This window comes from Roseateles sp. GW835-FHT13E02, from assembly GCF_058794035.1.
On record NZ_JBXAGJ010000034.1, the window covers coordinates 1 to 17,153 of the forward strand.

General features: G+C 68.7%; 16 protein-coding genes. 13 read left to right on the forward strand and 3 right to left on the reverse strand.

Annotation, left to right across the window (positions count from 1 at the left end):
* Positions 1-305 precede the first annotated feature (305 nt).
* The 3 genes from bufA2 to AC1Q6P_RS22820 are packed head-to-tail and all read left to right on the forward strand — an operon-like array spanning position 306 to position 2,344.
* The gene (gene bufA2, locus AC1Q6P_RS22810) at positions 306-569 is read left to right on the forward strand and encodes a BufA2 family periplasmic bufferin-type metallophore (protein WP_102769132.1); all 264 of its coding nucleotides are present in this window, start codon (positions 306-308) and stop codon (positions 567-569) included.
* A 42-nt stretch (positions 570-611) separates the two neighbouring features.
* Complete coding sequence (gene bufB, locus AC1Q6P_RS22815; RefSeq protein WP_492666102.1) at positions 612-1,475, forward strand: MNIO family bufferin maturase; 864 nt, start codon at positions 612-614, stop codon at positions 1,473-1,475.
* Entirely contained in the window at positions 1,472-2,344 is an 873-nt protein-coding gene (locus tag AC1Q6P_RS22820) for an HvfC/BufC family peptide modification chaperone (RefSeq protein ID WP_492666101.1), read from the forward strand. The genes bufB and AC1Q6P_RS22820 overlap by 4 nt, the downstream gene beginning before the upstream one ends.
* Here AC1Q6P_RS22820 and AC1Q6P_RS22825 read toward each other — a convergent pair whose 3' ends face one another.
* A complete protein-coding gene (locus AC1Q6P_RS22825; RefSeq protein WP_492666100.1) occupies positions 2,345-3,250 on the reverse strand; it encodes a hypothetical protein in 906 nt (301 codons plus the stop codon).
* A 264-nt stretch (positions 3,251-3,514) separates the two neighbouring features.
* On the opposite strand from AC1Q6P_RS22825, the gene AC1Q6P_RS22830 reads away from it, so the two are divergent.
* The 6 genes from AC1Q6P_RS22830 (at position 3,515) to AC1Q6P_RS22855 (ending at position 9,788) form a co-directional block, all read left to right on the forward strand.
* Positions 3,515-4,972, forward strand: a complete 1,458-nt coding sequence (locus AC1Q6P_RS22830; protein ID WP_492666099.1) for an amidase — start codon at positions 3,515-3,517, stop codon at positions 4,970-4,972.
* A 19-nt stretch (positions 4,973-4,991) separates the two neighbouring features.
* Complete coding sequence (locus tag AC1Q6P_RS22835) at positions 4,992-5,630, forward strand: glutathione S-transferase (RefSeq protein ID WP_492666098.1); 639 nt, start codon at positions 4,992-4,994, stop codon at positions 5,628-5,630.
* A 168-nt stretch (positions 5,631-5,798) separates the two neighbouring features.
* On the forward strand, positions 5,799-6,491 hold the full coding sequence (aqpZ, locus tag AC1Q6P_RS22840) for an aquaporin Z (RefSeq protein WP_492666097.1): 693 nt from the start codon (positions 5,799-5,801) through the stop codon (positions 6,489-6,491).
* A 164-nt stretch (positions 6,492-6,655) separates the two neighbouring features.
* Positions 6,656-7,267 (forward strand): response regulator, encoded by a 612-nt coding sequence (locus AC1Q6P_RS22845; protein WP_492666096.1) that lies wholly within the window; start codon positions 6,656-6,658, stop codon positions 7,265-7,267.
* Between the two features lie 118 nt (positions 7,268-7,385).
* Positions 7,386-9,143 (forward strand): MFS transporter, encoded by a 1,758-nt coding sequence (locus AC1Q6P_RS22850; RefSeq protein ID WP_171826745.1) that lies wholly within the window; start codon positions 7,386-7,388, stop codon positions 9,141-9,143.
* A gap of 78 nt (positions 9,144-9,221) precedes the next feature.
* Positions 9,222-9,788, forward strand: coding sequence for a porin family protein (locus AC1Q6P_RS22855; protein WP_171826746.1), 567 nt, complete (start codon positions 9,222-9,224; stop codon positions 9,786-9,788).
* 29 nt (positions 9,789-9,817) lie between these two features.
* Here the strand turns inward: AC1Q6P_RS22855 and AC1Q6P_RS22860 are convergent, their stop codons facing one another.
* Positions 9,818-11,398, reverse strand: coding sequence for a phytase (locus tag AC1Q6P_RS22860; RefSeq protein WP_492666095.1), 1,581 nt, complete (start codon positions 11,396-11,398; stop codon positions 9,818-9,820).
* A 2-nt stretch (positions 11,399-11,400) separates the two neighbouring features.
* On the reverse strand, positions 11,401-13,983 hold the full coding sequence (locus tag AC1Q6P_RS22865; protein ID WP_492666094.1) for a TonB-dependent receptor: 2,583 nt from the start codon (positions 13,981-13,983) through the stop codon (positions 11,401-11,403).
* 224 nt (positions 13,984-14,207) lie between these two features.
* Here AC1Q6P_RS22865 and AC1Q6P_RS22870 point away from each other — a divergent pair, with 224 nt between their 5' ends.
* The 4 genes from AC1Q6P_RS22870 to AC1Q6P_RS22885 all read left to right on the forward strand — a co-directional run bounded on the left by AC1Q6P_RS22870 (position 14,208) and on the right by AC1Q6P_RS22885 (position 17,084).
* Positions 14,208-14,330 (forward strand): hypothetical protein, encoded by a 123-nt coding sequence (locus tag AC1Q6P_RS22870; RefSeq protein WP_492666093.1) that lies wholly within the window; start codon positions 14,208-14,210, stop codon positions 14,328-14,330.
* 36 nt (positions 14,331-14,366) lie between these two features.
* Positions 14,367-15,122 (forward strand): GGDEF domain-containing protein, encoded by a 756-nt coding sequence (locus AC1Q6P_RS22875; RefSeq protein WP_492666092.1) that lies wholly within the window; start codon positions 14,367-14,369, stop codon positions 15,120-15,122.
* Positions 15,119-16,159, forward strand: a complete 1,041-nt coding sequence (locus AC1Q6P_RS22880) for a helix-turn-helix transcriptional regulator (protein ID WP_243392843.1) — start codon at positions 15,119-15,121, stop codon at positions 16,157-16,159. The genes AC1Q6P_RS22875 and AC1Q6P_RS22880 overlap by 4 nt, the downstream gene beginning before the upstream one ends.
* Positions 16,160-16,220: 61 nt before the next feature.
* Positions 16,221-17,084, forward strand: a complete 864-nt coding sequence (locus AC1Q6P_RS22885) for a hypothetical protein (protein ID WP_492666091.1) — start codon at positions 16,221-16,223, stop codon at positions 17,082-17,084.
* Positions 17,085-17,153 lie beyond the last annotated feature (69 nt).

A 17,153-nucleotide genomic window follows, 5' to 3' on the forward strand; every position in this document is an offset into this window, starting at 1 on the left:
GCGAAGTGAGTTATGCGCCAGCCCCGAGGTGCGAGCAGCGCAGGGAAGTCGGCCCGCCAGGGCCGACCCCGGAACCATGAGCGTGGTAGCGGCACGGGCTGCAGGGCCTCAAGCGCAAATCCTAGGGCTACCGCGCACTGCAAACCGCCCGGCAGTTTCCGGGCCCGTTGTCGCAGTCGAAAAAAGTTCAGCAAGCGCTGTAAGGCTGCGACTGCCACCACGACTCACACCAGGACAGCGTGATGCATCGATCGTGCTTGTCGCCTTCCCTCATCGTTTTCCCTTGACCCTCAACAGGAGTTCCTATGAACCACAGCACCCTCAAGACCGGCCTGAGCATCGCCACCGCCGCCGCAGCCCTGTTTGCCAGCACCGCCTTCAGCGGCGCCGCCCAGGCGGCCGAGGACGGCATGGTCAAGTGTTCCGGCATCAACAGCTGCAAGGGCAGCTCGGAATGCAAGACCGCCAAGAGCGCCTGCAAGGGCCACAACAGCTGCAAGGGCCAGGGCTGGGTGTCCAAGAAGACGGCCGACGAGTGCAAAGCCGCTGGTGGCACGGTGCTGAAGTAAGCAGGCGTACCCAGCCACCGCTTTTGACGACCCTCTCCAGCCATGACGACCCGCTCACCCCTTCACGGCATCCAAGGCTTCGGTCTGGGCCTGCGCAGCGAGCATTACGCGGCGCTGTCCCAAGCCCTGCCGCCCGGTCGGCGGCCTGATTGGCTGGAGATCATTTCCGAGAACTACATGGTGCCCGGCGGCCCGCCGCTGCGCCATCTGGACCGCCTGCGGCGTGACTACCCCATGGTCATGCACGGCGTGTCCCTGTCCATCGGTAGCAGCGATCCGCTGAACCGTGGCTACCTGCGAGAACTCAAGACCCTGGCCGATCGCATCGAGCCCGGCTGGGTGTCCGATCACCTGTGCTGGACCGGTGTGGACCACCAGCAGCTGCATGACCTGCTGCCCATGCCCTATACCGAGGCGGCGCTGCAGCATCTGCTGCCACGCGTGGCCGAGGTGCAGGAGGTTTTGCAGCGACCGTTCTTGCTGGAGAACGTTTCCAGCTATGTCCGCTTTGCCGGTGATGAGATGAGCGAAGGCGAGTTTGTGGCCGAGCTCATGCGGCGCAGCGGTTGTGGCCTGCTGCTCGACGTCAACAATGTCTACGTCTCGGCCTGCAACCATGGCTTTGATGCCTGGGACTACATCGCGCGCCTGCCCGCCGCGCAGGTGCTGCAGATCCATCTGGCCGGCCATGAGCAGCATGGCGATCTGCGCGTGGACACCCATGACCAGCCGGTCTGTGAGGAGGTCTGGCAGCTCTACCGCCAGACCCTCGCGCATCTAGGGGCGCGGCCAACCATGATCGAGCGGGATGACCAGATTCCGCCGCTTGATGTTCTGCTTGATGAGCTGGATCACGCACGCCAGTGCAGCACCCAAGCCCTGGCAGCTCAACGGGAGGCGGCATGAGCCCCAGCCTGCTGGCCCAGCAGCAGCGTGAGCTGCAAGCGCTGGTGCGCAGCCCGCAGGCCCTGCCCACGAGCGGGCTTTTGCGTGAGCCCGGGGCCGAACGGGGCTTGTCGGTCTACCAGCAGGCCTACCGAGCGCGCCTGATCAGCGCCTTGCGCGACAACCACGAGGTGCTGCATCGCGCCCTTGGTGATGCTGAATTCGAGACCCTGGCCCTGGCCTATCTGCATGCCCAGCCGCCACGCCACGCCTCCCTGCGCTGGTGGGGCCATGGCCTGGCCGATTTCATGGCGAGCTTGCCGGTGGCCGGCGAGGGATCGAATGAGGACGATCTGCAGCGACAGCAGGTTCAGGTCTTGCCTCACGCCGCCCTGGTCGATCTGGCCCGCATGGACTGGGCCTTGCGCATGGCCTTTGACGCGGCCGAGAGCGAGGCCTTGGCGGCCGAGGACTTGCGTGCGGTGCAGCCCGAGGCCTGGCCCGCGCTGCGCTTGCGCCTGCGACCGGGCGTGCAGCTGCTGAGCCTGAACTGGGCCGTGGGCCCGGCCTGGCGGCGCCTGCGTCGCGAAGCGCAGGACCTGCCAGCGCTGGAGGCGGGGGCCGAGGCCGAGCCGCTGGCCGCCCCCGAATTTGGCCCGCACACCTGCCTGGTCTGGCGGCCGCTGCAGGAGACGCGCTGGCGCTCCTTGGCGCCGCTGGAAGGGCGCCTGCTGCAAGGCTTGCGCTCGGGCTGCAGCTTCAGCGATCTGTGCGAACTGGCGGCCGAGCAGCTGCGCGATGTGGAGGGTGCCGACCCGGCCGGGGTGGTGGTCGGCTGCTTGCAGGGCTGGTTGCAGGAGCGCCTGCTCCTGCCCTTGGCGCGGCCTTGATCAGAGCCGAGCGTCGTAGCTGATGCTTTGGCTGGCCGCGCGCTCACCGCGCACCGTGCTGTGGCGCGAGAGGGTGCTGGCCGTGCTGCCCATGCGGTAGACGCGCCAGCTGACCGCGATCTCGCAGGTCTGCACCGGCGAGGTGTTGGGCGCATTCGTGTCCAGGCTGCTGCTGTGCTGGTTCAGCGACAGGTCCAGATCGGCGGTGTTGATGCGCACCCAGGGCGAGCCATTCACGTTCTCGATCACAAAGGGCAGGCTGTAGTTGTCGCTGCGGCCGCCCGAGAAGCTGCTGCCGTCCTTGCGGGTGCAGCGCAGGCTGCTGAGGTTGTCCACCGAGGTGCCGCTGGCGTGCCCGAGGTTGACCATCAGCTTGCCAGTCTTGAGGCCCAGATTGACCGGCCCCACCGGCGCCAGCACGCTGAAACTCTTGGGCAGGGTGACGCTGTTGACATGCTGTTCGCCGCGCCGTTCCAGCACGATGCTGAGGCTGGGCTCTTCAGCGCTGACCGTCAGCGAGCCGGTGTAGCTGCTGCCCTTGCCATCGCTGTCGCGCAGCTCGATGCGTTGGCTGCTGGTCTGCGCGAAAAAACGGTCAGCGCCGGTCAGGCGCACGCGGGTCAGCAGATTGGCGCTCTGGCCGAGCTGGGCGCTGATGTTCAGCACGTTGCCTTCACCACGGATCACGGCATGCGGGCTCAATGCGTCCGTGGACAGCAGCTCCGAGTCCTTGCAATTGGTCAGCACACAGTCGTAGACCTCCACGATCTCGGCGCCCGGGCTGCCGCCGCACGCCGCCAACATGCTGGCCACGCAGCCCAGGGCCAGCAGGCTGATGCCACCGTGCAGGCCCAGGGCGCTTCGGGTGCTGACGGGACGGGGGCTGGTGGCGGGCAGGGGCTTCATGGGCATCCTCGAATCTTGGCTTTTTGTGGGGAGGGTGAGGTCCGTGTCGGCCCGACTGCAGCCCTGACGCGGAAACCGGGCGGACTGTGTCATGCCGCCTGGGCCCGCGCCACCCCCATGAGGGGGAACGGCTTCGGCCCTGCAGCAAGTACCGAAACCTGCCCCGCCTTGGTGCATCGCTTGCCACCGCCGGGACGGCCTCGGGCTGGGCCACAATGGCCGCGAGCGTCGGACCCGAGCCGGCCCCATGTCCGGAGCGAGCCCATGTCTTCCAGCGTCCCGATCTCCCCCTCGCAGCCCCTTCTGCATCTGTGGTCGGCAGCCGAGCTGACGCAGGCCTTTGCCGATCGACAGCTATCTCCGGTTGAGGCGACTCAGGCGGTGCTGGCCCAGATCGAGCGCTGCGAGCCCCGGCTGCATGCGCTCTATGCCCTCGATGCCGAGGCCGCGCTGGCCCAGGCACGCGCCAGCGAGGCGCGCTGGCTGCGCGGCCAGCCGCTCTGCCCGGCGGGCCTGGACCCACGCCTGAGTCTGGACGGTGTGCCGCTGACGCTCAAGGAAAACATCGCCACCCGCGGCACGCCCATGCCCCTGGGATGCGCCGCCAGCGAGCTGCGCCCGGCCGAGGAGGACGCGCCCCCGGCCGCCCGCCTGCGCGAGACCGGCGCCGTGCTGCTGGCCAAGACCACCATGCCGGACTACGGCATGCTCAGCTCCGGCCTGTCCAGCTTCCATCCGCTGACCCGCAACCCCTGGGATCTGAGCAAGAACCCCGGCGGTTCCAGCGCTGGCGCGGCGGCCGCAGCGGCGGCGGCTTATGGCCCGCTGCATGTGGGCACCGACATTGGCGGATCGCTGCGCCTGCCGGCGGGCTGGTGCGGCATCTTCAGCCTCAAGCCCAGCCTGGGACGCATCCCCATCAAACCGGCCTACGCCGGGCGTGTGGCCGGGCCGATGACGCGCAGCGTGGACGATGCGGCGCGCCTGATGGCCCATCTGAGCCGCCCTGACTGGCGCGACGCGAGCAGCCTGCCGCAGCAGCCCATCGATTGGCAGGACCTGAAGCGCGATCTGCGCGGCCTGCGCCTGGGCTTGTTGCTCGATGCCGGTTGGGGCATACCGGCCAGCGCCGAGGTGAGCGCGGTGGTGAAGGAGGCGGCGCGTCGTTTCGAGCAGGCCGGGGCCCGCGTCGAGCCGCTGGCGCCTTTTTGCAGCCGGGCCATGATCGACGGCCTGGACAAGTTCTGGCGCATGCGCTCCTGGCTGGACTTTCGCGCCCTGCCGCCCGAGCGTCAGGCGCGCGTGCTGCCCTATATCCGCGCCTGGGTCGAGGGCGCGGCCGATCTGGCGGCGGACGAGTTGTTCCAGGGCTACAGCCAGATGCAGGCGCTGCGCGAGGCGGCGGTAGCGGCCTGCCAGCCCTTTGACTACGTGCTCAGCCCGGTCAGCCCGGAGCCGGCTTTCGCGGCCGAATGGGCCAGCCCGCTCAACGACCCGGCGCGGCCCTTCGAGCACATCGCCTTCACCCTGGCCTACAACATGAGCGAGCAGCCCGCCGCCAGCATCAATGCCGGCTACAGCGCGCAGGGTCTGCCCATCGGATTGCAGATCATCGGCCGGCGTTTCGATGATCTGGGCGTGCTGCAGCTGTGCGCCGAGTTCGAGCGGCTGCGCGGGCCGCAGCGGCCTTGGCCGGTCGACCCCGTGGTCTTGGGTGGGTGAGCCACAGGAGGTGTGTGCGATGTACGAGTTGTACGGAAGCCGCGGTACGGGTTCGGCGGCCATCGAGGCGGCCCTGGTGCTGGCCGGTCTGCCCCACCGTCTGGTGGAGGCCGCCAGCTGGCAGCCCAGCCCGGGCCTGGAGGCCCTGAGCCGGATCAACCCGCTGCAGCAGATACCCACCCTGCGCCTGCCCGATGGCCGGGCCATCAGTGAGAGCGCGGCCATCCTCATCCACCTGGGCCTGGACGCGGCGCCCGGCTCCGGCCTGCTGCCGGCTGAGGCCGGCGAGCGGGCACAGGCGCTCAGCGGCCTGGTGTATGTGGCGGCCAACTGTTATGCCGCCATCGGCGTGATCGACTACCCGCAGCGCTGGTGTGCCGACGCCGACGGTGACGCGGCCGTGCAGGAGCGCATACGCCAAGGCACGTGCGCCCGCCTGCACCGGCTCTGGGAGCTGTTTGCCGACCAGTACGGCAGCGCCTGCGCCGGCGCGGGCCGGCTCAGCGCCCTGGCTTTGCTGGCGGCGGTGGTGTCGAAATGGTCGGGCAGCCGCGCGCATCTGCAGGCGCAGCGGCCCGAATTCTTCGCGGCCCTGCGTGCCACCGAAGACGAGCCCGCGGTACGCGCTGTGTTTGCGCGTCACTGGCCGCCGGCTTGAGACGACCCGACTGGGGCCGATTTCAGGGCTGTGGCGCCTGGAGGGGGCCGAATGCCCGGGGGTATCCGCGCTTGCTTTGACATTTTTGCTGCGCCATCATGGTTTGCGAAAAGGCCATCCTTCGGATGGTTGCGAACCTTTCAAATCAACGGATGGAGTGAAGCAAGCATGAATACAAAAGCCTATGGCGCGGAGTTTCTGGGCACCTTCTGGCTGGTGCTGGGCGGCTGCGGCAGTGCCGTGCTGGCTGCGGCCTTTCCCGGCGTGGGCATCGGCCTGCATGGCGTGTCCCTGGCCTTCGGCCTGACCGTGCTGACCATGGCCTATGCCGTGGGCCATATCTCGGGCGGACACTTCAACCCTGCGGTGTCGGTGGGCTTGTGGGCTGGCGGCCGTTTCCCGGCCGGCCAGTTGCTGCCCTATATCGTGTCCCAGGTGCTGGGCGGCCTGGCCGCCGGCGGCGTGCTCTACCTGATCGCCAGCGGCAAGGCCGGCTTTGATCTGGCCGGCGGCTTCGCCTCCAACGGTTTTGGCGAGCATTCGCCGGGCCAGTATTCGATGGTGGCGGCCCTGGTGACCGAGGTGGTCATGACGGCCTTCTTCCTGATCATCATCCTGGGCGCGACCGACGGCCGCGCACCGGCCGGCTTTGCGCCTATCGCCATCGGCCTGGCCCTGACCCTGATCCACCTGATCAGCATTCCGGTCACCAACACCTCGGTCAACCCGGCGCGCAGCACCGGCGTGGCCTTGTATGTGGGTGGTTGGGCGATCGAGCAGCTGTGGCTGTTCTGGGTGGCGCCCATCCTGGGTGCGCTGCTGGGTGCCGGCGCCTACCGCGTGGTGGGCAGCAAGGACTGAGGCCGCAAGCGGGATGGGGCTGCCGGCTTGCCGGCGGCCACCCCGGCTTTTTTCCCGGTCCGTCGGGCGCGCTGCGGTGGTAGATTCAGCGCTTCCAAAGAATCAAGGCCCGTTGCCATGCGCCTGAGGCCTGCCAGGCCCGGGACGGGCGGGGAATGCTCACCATGTCATTTGAAGTGCCGGACCTGCTCGGTCCCTACCTCCTGCCCTTGTTGATCGCGGTGCCGCTGGCCATCGTGGTCTTCATCATCAGCCTGCGGCGGGGTGACCATGAGGTGCCGCCGGCCGGCCACAACACCGTGATGCCGCCGCTGCCGGAGGATTACGCGCCGGTCAAGCGCGTGGCCACCGCGCCCTTGGCGCCGGAAGCCCTGGTGGCCACGGCCCCGGTGCAGGCGAGCGGCCCGATCCCGCTGCTGGTGGTCGACGACTCGGCCGTGGCCCGGGCCAAGCTGGCCCGTCTGTTCGAAGGCGTGGGCTACCAGGTGACCGTGGCCAAGGACGGCCTGGAGGCCTTGCAGCGCCTGGCCGAGCAGCGCTTTGCAGTGTTGATCACCGACCTGGAAATGCCCAACAAGGACGGCTTCGAGCTGATCGCCGATGTCCAGGGCAGCCTGGAGACCGAAGACCTGCCCATCATCGCCATCACCGGCCACGATGAAATGCAGGCCCGCGTGCATCAGGTGCAGGGTTTGTACGGCATCTTCAAAAAGCCTTGGAACGACCGCGAGCTGCTCAAGCGCGTGGAAACCCTGGCCAGCCTGCGCCGCCGCTGAGGCTGGCGCCACCGGGCCGGCCCTCCGGGTAGGCCAGCATGGCCGGGTTTGCGGCCGACCGGGATAATCCGCCCCACAACAACACGAGGGGCGCGCCCGCCGGCGCGCGGATGAGCGCATGAGATTGCCCAATCTGCTGGGAAGCCGCAACGGTCGCCTGTCGGCCTTTTTCTTCTTGTACATGACCGAGGGCATTCCCCTCGGTTTCGCCGCCACCGCCGTGGCCACCCAGCTGCGCCGCATGGGCGTGGGGCCCGCCGAGATCGGGGCGTTTGTCGCCGCCTTCTACCTGCCCTGGGCTTTCAAGTGGGCCTTCGGCCCTCTGGTCGATGTGTTCCGCTCGCAGCGCTTCGGCCATCGTCGCGGCTGGATTCTGTTCACGCAGCTGATCATGGCCGCCACCCTGGGGGTGCTGGTCTTCGTCAAGCTGCCTGAACAGCTGGCCTTGTTCACGGCCATTCTGCTGGTGCACAACACCTTTGCGGCCATGCAGGACGTGGCCATCGATGCCCTGGCCTGCAACACCCTGCACCCCGAGGAGCGTGGTCTGGCCAATGGCCTGATGTTCGCCGGTGCGGCCGTGGGCCAGGCGGTGGGGGGCAGTGGCGTGCTCTTCCTGATGGCTTACATCGGCTTCCAGAACAGCTTTGTCTTCGTGGCCCTGAGCATCCTGGCCGTGACTGGCTTCATTGTCCTGCCCATGAAGGAAGCCCTGGCTCAGGCCGGTGATGCGGCGCACCAGGCCGGCCGCGGCCTGCGCCACGCCCTGGGCGAGATGCGCAGCTTTGCCATGGACGCCTTCCGCTCCTTCATCGGCACGCGCGGCGCCTACGCCGGGGTGTTCTTCGCCCTGCTGCCTTGCGGCGCCATGTCGCTGAGTCTGGCCTTGCAGTCCAACCTCTCGGTCGAACTCGGCCTCAACGACGACCAGGTCGCCTGGATGAATCTGGCCACCAGCGTGGTCAGCGGTGCGGCCATGGTGCTGGGCGGCTTGCTGTCCGACCGCATTGGCCGGCGTGTGGTTCTGAGTGCGGCAGTGATTCTGATGAGCCTGCCGGTCGCCTACCTGGCCTTGGTGCTGCAACACCATGGCTATGTGATGCCGCGTGCGGCCGACAGCAAGGCTGCGGTGGAACCGGCCCTGGTCACGGCCTTGTGGGTGGCGGTGCTGGGCTTCAATGTCTTCATGGGCCTGATGTACGGTGTGCGCTCGGCCCTGTTCATGGATGTGACCAACCCCAAGGTTGCCGCGACCCAGTTCACGGCTTATATGGCCTTGATGAATTTGTCCATCGCCTACACCGCAACCTGGCAAGGCCTGTCCATCGAGGCTTTCGGCTACCCGGTGACCCTGGCCATCGACGCCACTGTGGGCTTGTTCTGCCTTGCGCTGATGCATCTGATGAAGAAGCCGGCCTCGCAGGCCGCACAAATCAGCGACTCCCTGGCCGAGCACCGCGCCCGCAAGAGCGCCTGGGGGCTGGGTCTGCTGTGCCTGGCCTGGCTGCCTTTCTGGGCCCTGCGTGCCGAGCTCGGCGCGGCCCTGCCGATCGCCAATGTCTTCTTCACCATGCTGTTTGTGATCGCGCCGCTGTTCCTGCTGGCCGGCCGTGAGGTGCTGGGTGCGGGCATCAGTCCGGGCTTGCGCCGCAGCGCTGCCTGCTTGGCTTTGCCACTGCTGGCCGTCTACGGCCGCAAATGGGTGGACGGCTTGCAGGCGGGTGTTGCGCCCTGGGCGCAGAACTCGGGCGGCCTGATGGTGGCCGACGGCCTGATCTACTTGCTGCCCCTGTTGTCCGGTCTGGTGTTGATCCAGCTGGCACGCCAGGACTGGCAGATTCTGAGCCCGAAAGTTGCATCCGGCGCGACTGTGTGAACACCCTCGTGGGGGCGATGGCCGGCGACAGCCCGGCTTGCTAACCTGCCAACTCCAGAGACAAACGAGGAGAGGTTTGTGTTCCAGAACGAGAAGAAGAAACAAGCAGGCGGCGCCCGCCTGCTGGCCCTGGCGGCCGCGGTCCTGTTGATGCTGCAGGGCGTGGCTCAGGCGGGTCCGGAGCTCGATGGCAAGGGCTTGTACCTGGGCGCCAGCTTCGGCAGCGCCAAGGGCAAGTCCAAGGTCTATCTGGGCGACTCGGACCCGTCTGTGGCCTTGGCCGTGGGTTACCGCTTCAACCCCCATCTGTCGGCCGAGCTGTTCACCCGCAACCTCAACTTGAACATCATTCCTGGCTTGTTCGAGCGCGAGGACTATGTCTACCCCGACAGCCATGTCGGCACTGCCCTGCGCCTGAGCGCGCCGCTCAACGAGTCCTTCCAGGTCTACGGCCGCCTGGGCGTGGGGCGCACCTCGATGAAGGCCACCCGGGTGGGCATGCAGGCCAAGTCCCTCACCGAGGCCAGCGTCGGCGCCGGCCTCGGCTACGACTTCAACGCCACTTGGGGCCTGCAGCTGGAATACAACCGTTTCCTGAAGAACGACATCAACGTGCTCTCCTTGGGCGTGCAGCTGCGCTTCTGAGCCCTGAGCCCTGAGCCCTGTGCCCGGCTTCAGGGCAGCTTGAGCGCGCGCGCCACCTCGCTCCAGGGCAGCAGCTTGAAGTTCTGCGGCCCGTCGGGCAGGCGTTTGTGGCCGTCCTGCACGACGATCAGGCCCTGGCCGTAGACCCCGCCGAAGTGGGCGGCGCTGACGTCCAGGCCATCGGTTTCCGACGCACCGTCGATGCCCAGCTCGGCGTTGATGCCGACGCGAAAGCCGCCGCGCAAGGCGTAGGGCGGCTGGGCGTCGAGCACCAAATAGCTGTGGTTGCCTTGCGAGGACACCAGCAGATAGCCGGCGTCACCCGGCCGGGCGCGGTAGATCGCCAGGCCTTCCACATCGGCGACCAGGGCGCCGCCGACCGGCATGATCAACTTTGGCTTGCCTGCTCCGGCATTGCTGCCGATGTCGATCCGCCAGATGCCGCGCTTCTCTTCGCCGACAAAGAGCCGGCCGTTTGCCTCGTCCACCACGCAGCCCTCGGGCTGGCTGGCCAGCTGGAACTGGCGCAGCAGGCGTGATTGCCAGCGTCCGTCGGCGGCGCGCGTGATGCGGATCTGCTGCACGCGGCCGTCCTTGTCGTTGGGGTAGGCGTCCAGCTCGCCCTCGGCGCTGCGGCCCACGCAGAGGCCGTAGATGTCTTTCAGATCGGTGGGCAGCCGGGCCAGCTCGGACACCTGGCCCTGGCCATCGATGCCGAAGAGCAGGAGCGCGTTCTCATCGCGCTGGGTGGCCACGGCCAGGTCCATGGACTGCCCCGGCGCCACTTGCAGGCCCTGGCGCAGATCGACATTGTTGATGCGCCCCACCTCCAGCAGCTGGCGCTCCTCGCCCTGCAGGTTGTAGACCAGCAGGCCTTGTTTCTTGTTGGTGCCGAGGATGCGGCTGAGACGCGCATCGCTCGGGTGCACCCAGATCGCCGGATCGTCCGCCGCGTCGCCGAAGCGCGCCACCGGCGCGGTCTGCCCGCTGGGCTGCAGCACCGGCCAGTCCCAGGCTTTGCCAACAGGGGCCTTGGCCGAACGGCTCGCCCCGCGCAGCAGGCGGCGCTCGGGCTTGCCCTCGATGCGCGTGCTGTGCTCCCACAGGCCCAGGCCAGGCTCTTCGATGCGCAGCAGCTCCAGCTTGTCATCGACCACGCAGCCCTTGGCGCCGGGCGCCGTGGCCAGGCGGCGCAGCGGGCGCGCACCCTCGGGGCCGGCGATCAGCCATTGCTCGCTCAGGCCTTCCTCGCCGAGCAGGAAGAGCTGCAGCAGGCCTTGCGGGTCGCGGTGCAGGCAGAGCGCTTCGACGGCAAAGCCGGGCTCGGGCAGGTCCTGGGCGCGCAAGACCTGGCCCTCGCTGCGCAGCAGCACCGGGCGGCCGCGGTCGGCATCGAGCAGCACGGCGACATGGCCCTGGGCGCCGTCCGCACGCTGATCCCAGCGCTTGGCGCGCACGGCATAACGCGCCAGTTCCTGGCCCTGGCGGTCGAGCAGCTGCAGGCCTTTCTTGTCGAGCTGGAGCCGGGTCGGGTTGAGGTCAGCGGCCTGTGCCGCGCCCATGAAGCCAAGAGCGATCAAGCCCGCGAGGGCGAAGGTGTGCAGCCTCATGCTCAGAACACCGCCAGCTTCAGACCCAGCTTGACGCTGCGGCCATACTGCTCGTACTGCGCGTTCAGGGCGCGCTGGCCGGCGTAGACGTAGTAGGCGCTGTTGTTCAGATTGAGCAGCTCCAGGCTGACTTGCAGCTTGGCGCTGATGTCATAGCGAAGCGAGAAGTCCCATTGCGTCTGGCCGTCCACCCACAAGTCCTTGGCAGGGTTCAGCACATCGCCCACCTCCAGCAGATAGGCCGATTTGTGGTTGACCGCCAGGCGGGTGCTCAGGCCATGGCCTTCCCAGCCCAGGCTGAGGTTGAGGCTGCGGTCCGATTGGCTGGGCAGGGCCAGCTGGCGGCTTTGCAGCTGGCCGTTCTTGTAGCCGGCGATGGTGGCTTTGGAGTGCACGAGGGTGGCGTTGGCGCCCAGGACCAGACCGTTGAAGGGCGCCGGCAGGCCGCGCAGGGCCTGGCCATAGGCCAGCTCCAGGCCGCTGACCTTGGCGTCCTCGCCGTTGGCGTAAGTCAGGGCCGAATCGAAGCCGGCCCATATGCCTTGGCCGGCCAGATTGGTCCGGTAGACGAAGTCGCGGATGCTCTTGTGGAAGGCATAGGCCGACAGGCTGCCGTCGCGGTCCAGGCGCTGCTCGATGCCCAGGTCCAGATTGCGCGAGCGCAGGGGCTTGAGTGCCGGGTTGCCGAACTCGGCGTTCTTGTCCTCGATCACAAAGCCGGGGCTGAGCTGGCCGAAGGTGGGGCGCACCACCGATTGCGTGTAGGCCGCGCGCAGCTGCTGCTCGCTGCTCAGTTGCTGGCGCAGCAGCAGGGCCGGCAGCCAGTGGCGGCTGCGGCTCTCGCTGTGCTGGGCGCTGAACTGGCCCTTGCTGTTGCCGGTGCCGTCGGCCTCCAGGCGCAGGGTTTCGTGGCGCAGACCGGTGATCAGTTGCGTGTGCTTCCAATCGATCGTCGCTTGCAGGTAGGCGGCATCGATTTCTTCCTGGATGCGGTAGTCGGCGATGGCCGAATCGCTGGCCTCGCGGAACTCGGCCGGCTTGAGGCCGGCCACCAGCTGGCGCACCGCCTGCTCGCTCAGGTTCGGGCCCAGCTCGCCCCAGGGATAACGCGGCATGCCCTCGGCCACCACGCTGGCCATGGAGAGCTGCGTGCTGCTGAAACCATAAGGCGCCTTGGCCAAGGTCTTGCCGCTGTAGCTCCAGACCTCGCGGCCGTTGTCCTTCTGGCGGCGGGCGATCTTGAAGCCGCCCTTGAGCTCCAGCTCGGCGCCGTCGAGGTCCAGGTCCTTGAGCAGGTCGACGCGCAGATTGCGCTCGCGGTCGGTGGCTCGGCTTTGCTCCAGCTTGATCTTGTCGAGCGCAAAACCGCTGCTGCTGGCCAGGCCGGCCGGGCCGCTGATCACAGGCTTCTGGCTGTCGGCGAAGCTGAGGCCGCTGAAGGCCGTGCTGTTCTTGTAAGTGGCGCCGGACAAGGTGTCGGGCTTGTTCTCGCTGGCGCGGCCGGCGCCCAGGGCGGCGCTGAGCTTCCAGTCGCCCCAGCGGCGCTCGCCGCCCAGGCTCAGTGAGTCAACCTGCGAGATCTCCTCGCGCGCCTTCAGCGAGCGGGCCGCCTTGGCCGAGCCGCCGCTGACGCCCGCGGCCAGGGCGGGCGAGAACTCCAGGGTCTGGGCCTGGCGTTGCTCGGTGTCGGTGAAGCGGCTGCTGAAGCTGCGCAGGTAGTAGCTCTGACCGGGATCGGGGCGCAGGTCCAGGTTCAGGGCGCCGCCGTGGCGCACGCGGCTGATGGTGTAGCTGCGGCGCTCCAGCTTGCTCAAGGCGGGGCTGCTGCCGCTGAGATTCCACGCGCCGCCGGTCTCGACATTGTCCGAGCCGAAGCTGCGCTCGTCGCTGCTCAGGGCCAGGGCCAGGCCCAGGCTGTTGGCCAGGAAACGCTCGCTGTAGATCAGGGCGCCGTTCGGGCGTGTCTTGCCGCTCAGCGCGGCGTGGCTGGCGCCAGCGTTGAGGTTCAGCACGCGGCCGGGCTGGTCGAAAGCCGACACGGTGTTCACCGCCACCGAGCCGCCCAGCGAGTTGGCGTCCTGGTCCGGGCTCAGGGTCTTGCGCACTTCCAGCGAACGGATCAAGCCGGCCGGCACCACATCGAGGCCGACGGCGCGGCGGTCGGCTTCGGCCGAGGGCACCAGGGTGCCGTTGATGCTGACCGCGTTGAGATCCGGGCCCAGGCCACGCACGCGGATGAAGCGGCCTTCGCCCTGGTCGCGCTCGACCGAGACGCCGGGCAGGCGGGCCAGGGCTTCGGCGGCATTGATGTCGGGCAGCTGGCCGATGCCATCGGCATGGACCACGCTCAGCACGCCGGTGGCGGCGCGCTGCTTGTCCAGCGCATTGCGCAGATTGGCCGCCTGGCCGCTGAGCTGCACGGTCTCCAGCGTGGTGGTGGGCGCGCTGGCGGCGCCGGCCGGGGCGGGCGCCGCGTTTTGCGCCAGGGCGGGCGACGCCGCAAGGGACAGCAGGGCGGCGCTGAGGCCGAGGTTCAGCGGCGTCAGGCGAGGGCGGCGTAGGCGGGAAGGAGACGTGGTCGACATGGTGGGTGGGGGCTCCGCAGGGGAGCACAGGCAAGCGCCGGATCGGCAATGGCTCCGCACCTTAGGCAGGCGGTATGGCAGTTCCGTGACGACCAGCCCTCGGGCGGCCGCAGCGGCTGCAAGAGCGCAGATCCGGCCCCGGACTGAGCTGTTTCGACCCCCGCCGTCCACATCGCGCCGCTGCATGACGGCCTGTCACAAAGCCTCTTTAGGATCACCAGCCCATGCTCATCTCACCTTTGCTCAAGGCCTTGCAGCCCGTGCCCCAGGCGCCTGTGCTGGGCCTGGCGCATTTCGGCCATCTCCTGGCCTTGCTGATGGCCGGCCTGATGGCGGCCTTCGCCTGAGGCGGCGAGGCCAAGCCGCTGCAGGACTGGCGCTGGATGGATGTGGCCGGCGAGGGCGGCATGGTGCTGATGGCCGCCATCTGGATCACCCAGCTGCGCAGCAGCCGGCCCGGTGGCCGCGTCACCAGCTGGCTGTGCCTGGGCCTGGCCGGCATCCTGCTGGGCGAATGGGTCGATGTGCTGGACGAGTTCTGGCGCCTGCCCAAGGCCGTGGTCTGGGACAACTGGCTGGAATCGGGCCTCACGCCCCTGGGCATGCTGGTGCTCACCATCGGCCTGCAGCATTGGCGCGAAGAGGAGCGGGCCTTGAGCGCCCAGCTGCTCAAGCGCGAGCGCCTGATCCGCGAGCACCGCAGTTTTGATGCCATCACCCAGCTCGGCGATGCCGACTACCTGGCCCGCCAGATCGCCTTGGAGCAGCAGCGCGAGGACCAGCCCGGCGCGGCCCTGCTGATGCTGAGCCTGGATGGCTTTGACAGCGTCGCCCGCGAGCATGGCCTGGCGGAGGCTGACCGCCTGCTGCAGGCGGCCGGCCATCTCCTGATCCTGAATCTGCGGCCCGAGGACCTGCTCTGCCGCTACGCCGGTGACCGCTTCGCCTTGCTGATGCCCGGCGCTGGGCCGGCGCTGGCGGCGCAGACTGCCAGCCATTTGCAGCAGGCCCTGGGCAGCCTGGCCCACCACAGCCGCCAGGGTCAGCGCATCCAGCGGCCGGCGCGGGTGGTGTGGAGTGCGGTTGATGCGGACGAGCCCGGTGCGCAGCAGCTGCTTCGGCTGGCGGCCCTGCTGTGAACGCGGCCCTACCCGGTCTCAGCCCGGCCTTGAGCGCGGTGGCGCCGGCCAATGTGTATCAGCTGGGCACGCGTTGCCTGGTCTGGGAACACCAGGCCGTGCTGCTGCTGGAGTTTGCGCGCAGCCGCGGCCTGGCGCCGGCCGATCTGCTGGCAGCCGCGGGCTTCAGTTCAATGCCGAGCCTGCTCAGCCCGCAGCAGCTGCTCGATCTGCTGGCCGCCTTGCAGGCCCAGCTGCAGGCGCCGGATACGGCTTTTGTGCTGGGCCAGCTCAGCTTGCCTGGCCATGCCGGCCTGGCCAGCCACGCCCTGGCCCAGGCGCGCAACGGCCGCCAGGCCCTGGAGCTGCTGGCCGCGCACAGCGCCCGGCTCTCGCCCCTGTTGACGCCGCGCCTGCTCTGGCATGAAGACGAGCTGCTGCTGATCTGGACCGAGGCCTGCGGCGTCGGCGCGGCGCAGCGCAACTTCGTGGTCGACATGCAGATGAGCGCCGTCACTGGCCTGTGCCAGTGGCTGGGCGGCCGGCGCCTGCCCTGGCGCTACAGCTTCAACCGCAGCCGCCCGCGCGATCTCTCGCAGCATGCGGTGTTCCTCGGCGCCGATCTGCAGTTCGATTGCCAGGTCGACGCCATGCGCGTGCCGGCTGCCTGCCTCGACGAGCCCTGGCCGCGCGGCGTGGCTGACAGCATGGCCGCCCAGGCCCTGGCCCAGGGCGCCGACCCCGGCGCCGCCGGCCGCGGCCTGCTGGCTGCGCTCTACGACCATCTGCTGCCGCGCCTGCGTGAAGCGCCCACGCTGGAGCAGAGCGCCCAGGCCTTTGGCGTCAGCAGCGCCACCTTCAAGCGCCATCTGGCCCAGCACGGCACGCATTTCCAAGCCCAGCTCGACCAGGTGCGCACCCACTGGGCGCTCTACCTCTTGCTGCTGCAAGGCCAGAGCCATGAGCGCGTGGCCCAGGCCCTGGGCTTTCACGACCGCAGCAACTTCCGCCGCTCCTTCAAGCGCTGGACCGGCCTGGTGCCCAGCTTGCTGGCTTGAATGTTGACGGCCGGGCTGTGCTGCAATGCAGCTCAGGCCCGTTCCGGGCCAGGAGCCTGGCATGAGCATCCCCGCGAGTTCCCACCCTGTTTCCCCTTCCCGCGCCCGGCGCCGTGCCGTCTGGCTGCTGCTGAGCGCTGCGCTGAGCACGCCCTGGGCCGTCAGCGCCGAAACCCTGCCCGCGCCGGCCGCCTTGCACCGCCAGCTGCTGGCCCAGGGTCACAAGGCGCAGGCCGTGACCGTCGTCGAGCCCCACCTCAGCCGCAAGGACCAGCCGGTGCAGCGGCGCTATCTGGCCTATCCCGTGGAGGCGGTGCTGAGCGCCACCCTGGGCCCCAGCTGGCAGGCCCAGCCCGACCGTGAGCTGGAGTTCAAGGCGCTCGATGGCTTCATCGCGCGCATGCCGGTGGCGCGTTTTCTCAAGTACCGCGCTTACTTGGCCGTGGGCCTGGCCGATGGTCAGCCCTTCACGGTGGACAACCTCGCGCAGGGCGAAAAGCGCGTGGCGCTCGGTCCCTACTACCTGATCTGGGACAACCTGAGTGCGCCCGCCCTGCAGGCCGAGGGTGGCACGCACTGGCCCTATCAGGTGGCCGAAATCAGCCTGCGCGCGGTCAACCCCGAGGCCTTGCTGCCGGCTGGCATGGACAGTGCGCGCTGGGCCGAGCATGCGGCCCTGGCGCAGACCTATTGCCTCAGCTGCCACCAGATCAACGGCTTTGGCGGCGCCAAGATGCCGCTCAATCTGGCCGTTCGCGCCAAGCTGATCGATGCCCGTACCTGGCAGAGCTGGTTGCTGCAGCCCCAGTCCGTCAAGCCCGGCACCGCCATGCCGGCCCTGCCCGATGGCCTGAGCGCGGCCGAGCGCCAGCGCATCGCCAGCCAGCTGCACGACTACCTCAAGGCCTTGCCGGTGGCGCCTTGAGGCGGCGCCTCCGGGCGCGTGTGACTCTTGCCATTAGGGGGTGATGCGCCTACCGCACGCCCTCGCACA

Bases quoted from the DNA above. Each gene is read 5' to 3' on its own strand.
- AC1Q6P_RS22885 (WP_492666091.1), top strand. From the start codon at position 16,221: ATGAGCATCCCCGCGAGTTCCCACCCTGTTTCCCCTTCCCGCGCCCGG.
- AC1Q6P_RS22830 (WP_492666099.1), top strand. From the start codon at position 3,515: ATGTCTTCCAGCGTCCCGATCTCCCCCTCGCAGCCCCTTCTGCATCTG.
- AC1Q6P_RS22865 (WP_492666094.1), bottom strand. From the start codon at position 13,983: ATGTCGACCACGTCTCCTTCCCGCCTACGCCGCCCTCGCCTGACGCCG.
- AC1Q6P_RS22845 (WP_492666096.1), top strand. From the start codon at position 6,656: ATGTCATTTGAAGTGCCGGACCTGCTCGGTCCCTACCTCCTGCCCTTG.
- AC1Q6P_RS22835 (WP_492666098.1), top strand. From the start codon at position 4,992: ATGTACGAGTTGTACGGAAGCCGCGGTACGGGTTCGGCGGCCATCGAG.
- AC1Q6P_RS22860 (WP_492666095.1), bottom strand. From the start codon at position 11,398: ATGAGGCTGCACACCTTCGCCCTCGCGGGCTTGATCGCTCTTGGCTTC.
- AC1Q6P_RS22850 (WP_171826745.1), top strand. From the start codon at position 7,386: ATGAGATTGCCCAATCTGCTGGGAAGCCGCAACGGTCGCCTGTCGGCC.
- bufA2 (WP_102769132.1), top strand. From the start codon at position 306: ATGAACCACAGCACCCTCAAGACCGGCCTGAGCATCGCCACCGCCGCC.
- AC1Q6P_RS22870 (WP_492666093.1), top strand. From the start codon at position 14,208: ATGCTCATCTCACCTTTGCTCAAGGCCTTGCAGCCCGTGCCCCAGGCG.
- aqpZ (WP_492666097.1), top strand. From the start codon at position 5,799: ATGAATACAAAAGCCTATGGCGCGGAGTTTCTGGGCACCTTCTGGCTG.
- AC1Q6P_RS22825 (WP_492666100.1), bottom strand. From the start codon at position 3,250: ATGAAGCCCCTGCCCGCCACCAGCCCCCGTCCCGTCAGCACCCGAAGC.
- AC1Q6P_RS22820 (WP_492666101.1), top strand. From the start codon at position 1,472: ATGAGCCCCAGCCTGCTGGCCCAGCAGCAGCGTGAGCTGCAAGCGCTG.
- AC1Q6P_RS22875 (WP_492666092.1), top strand. From the start codon at position 14,367: ATGGATGTGGCCGGCGAGGGCGGCATGGTGCTGATGGCCGCCATCTGG.
- bufB (WP_492666102.1), top strand. From the start codon at position 612: ATGACGACCCGCTCACCCCTTCACGGCATCCAAGGCTTCGGTCTGGGC.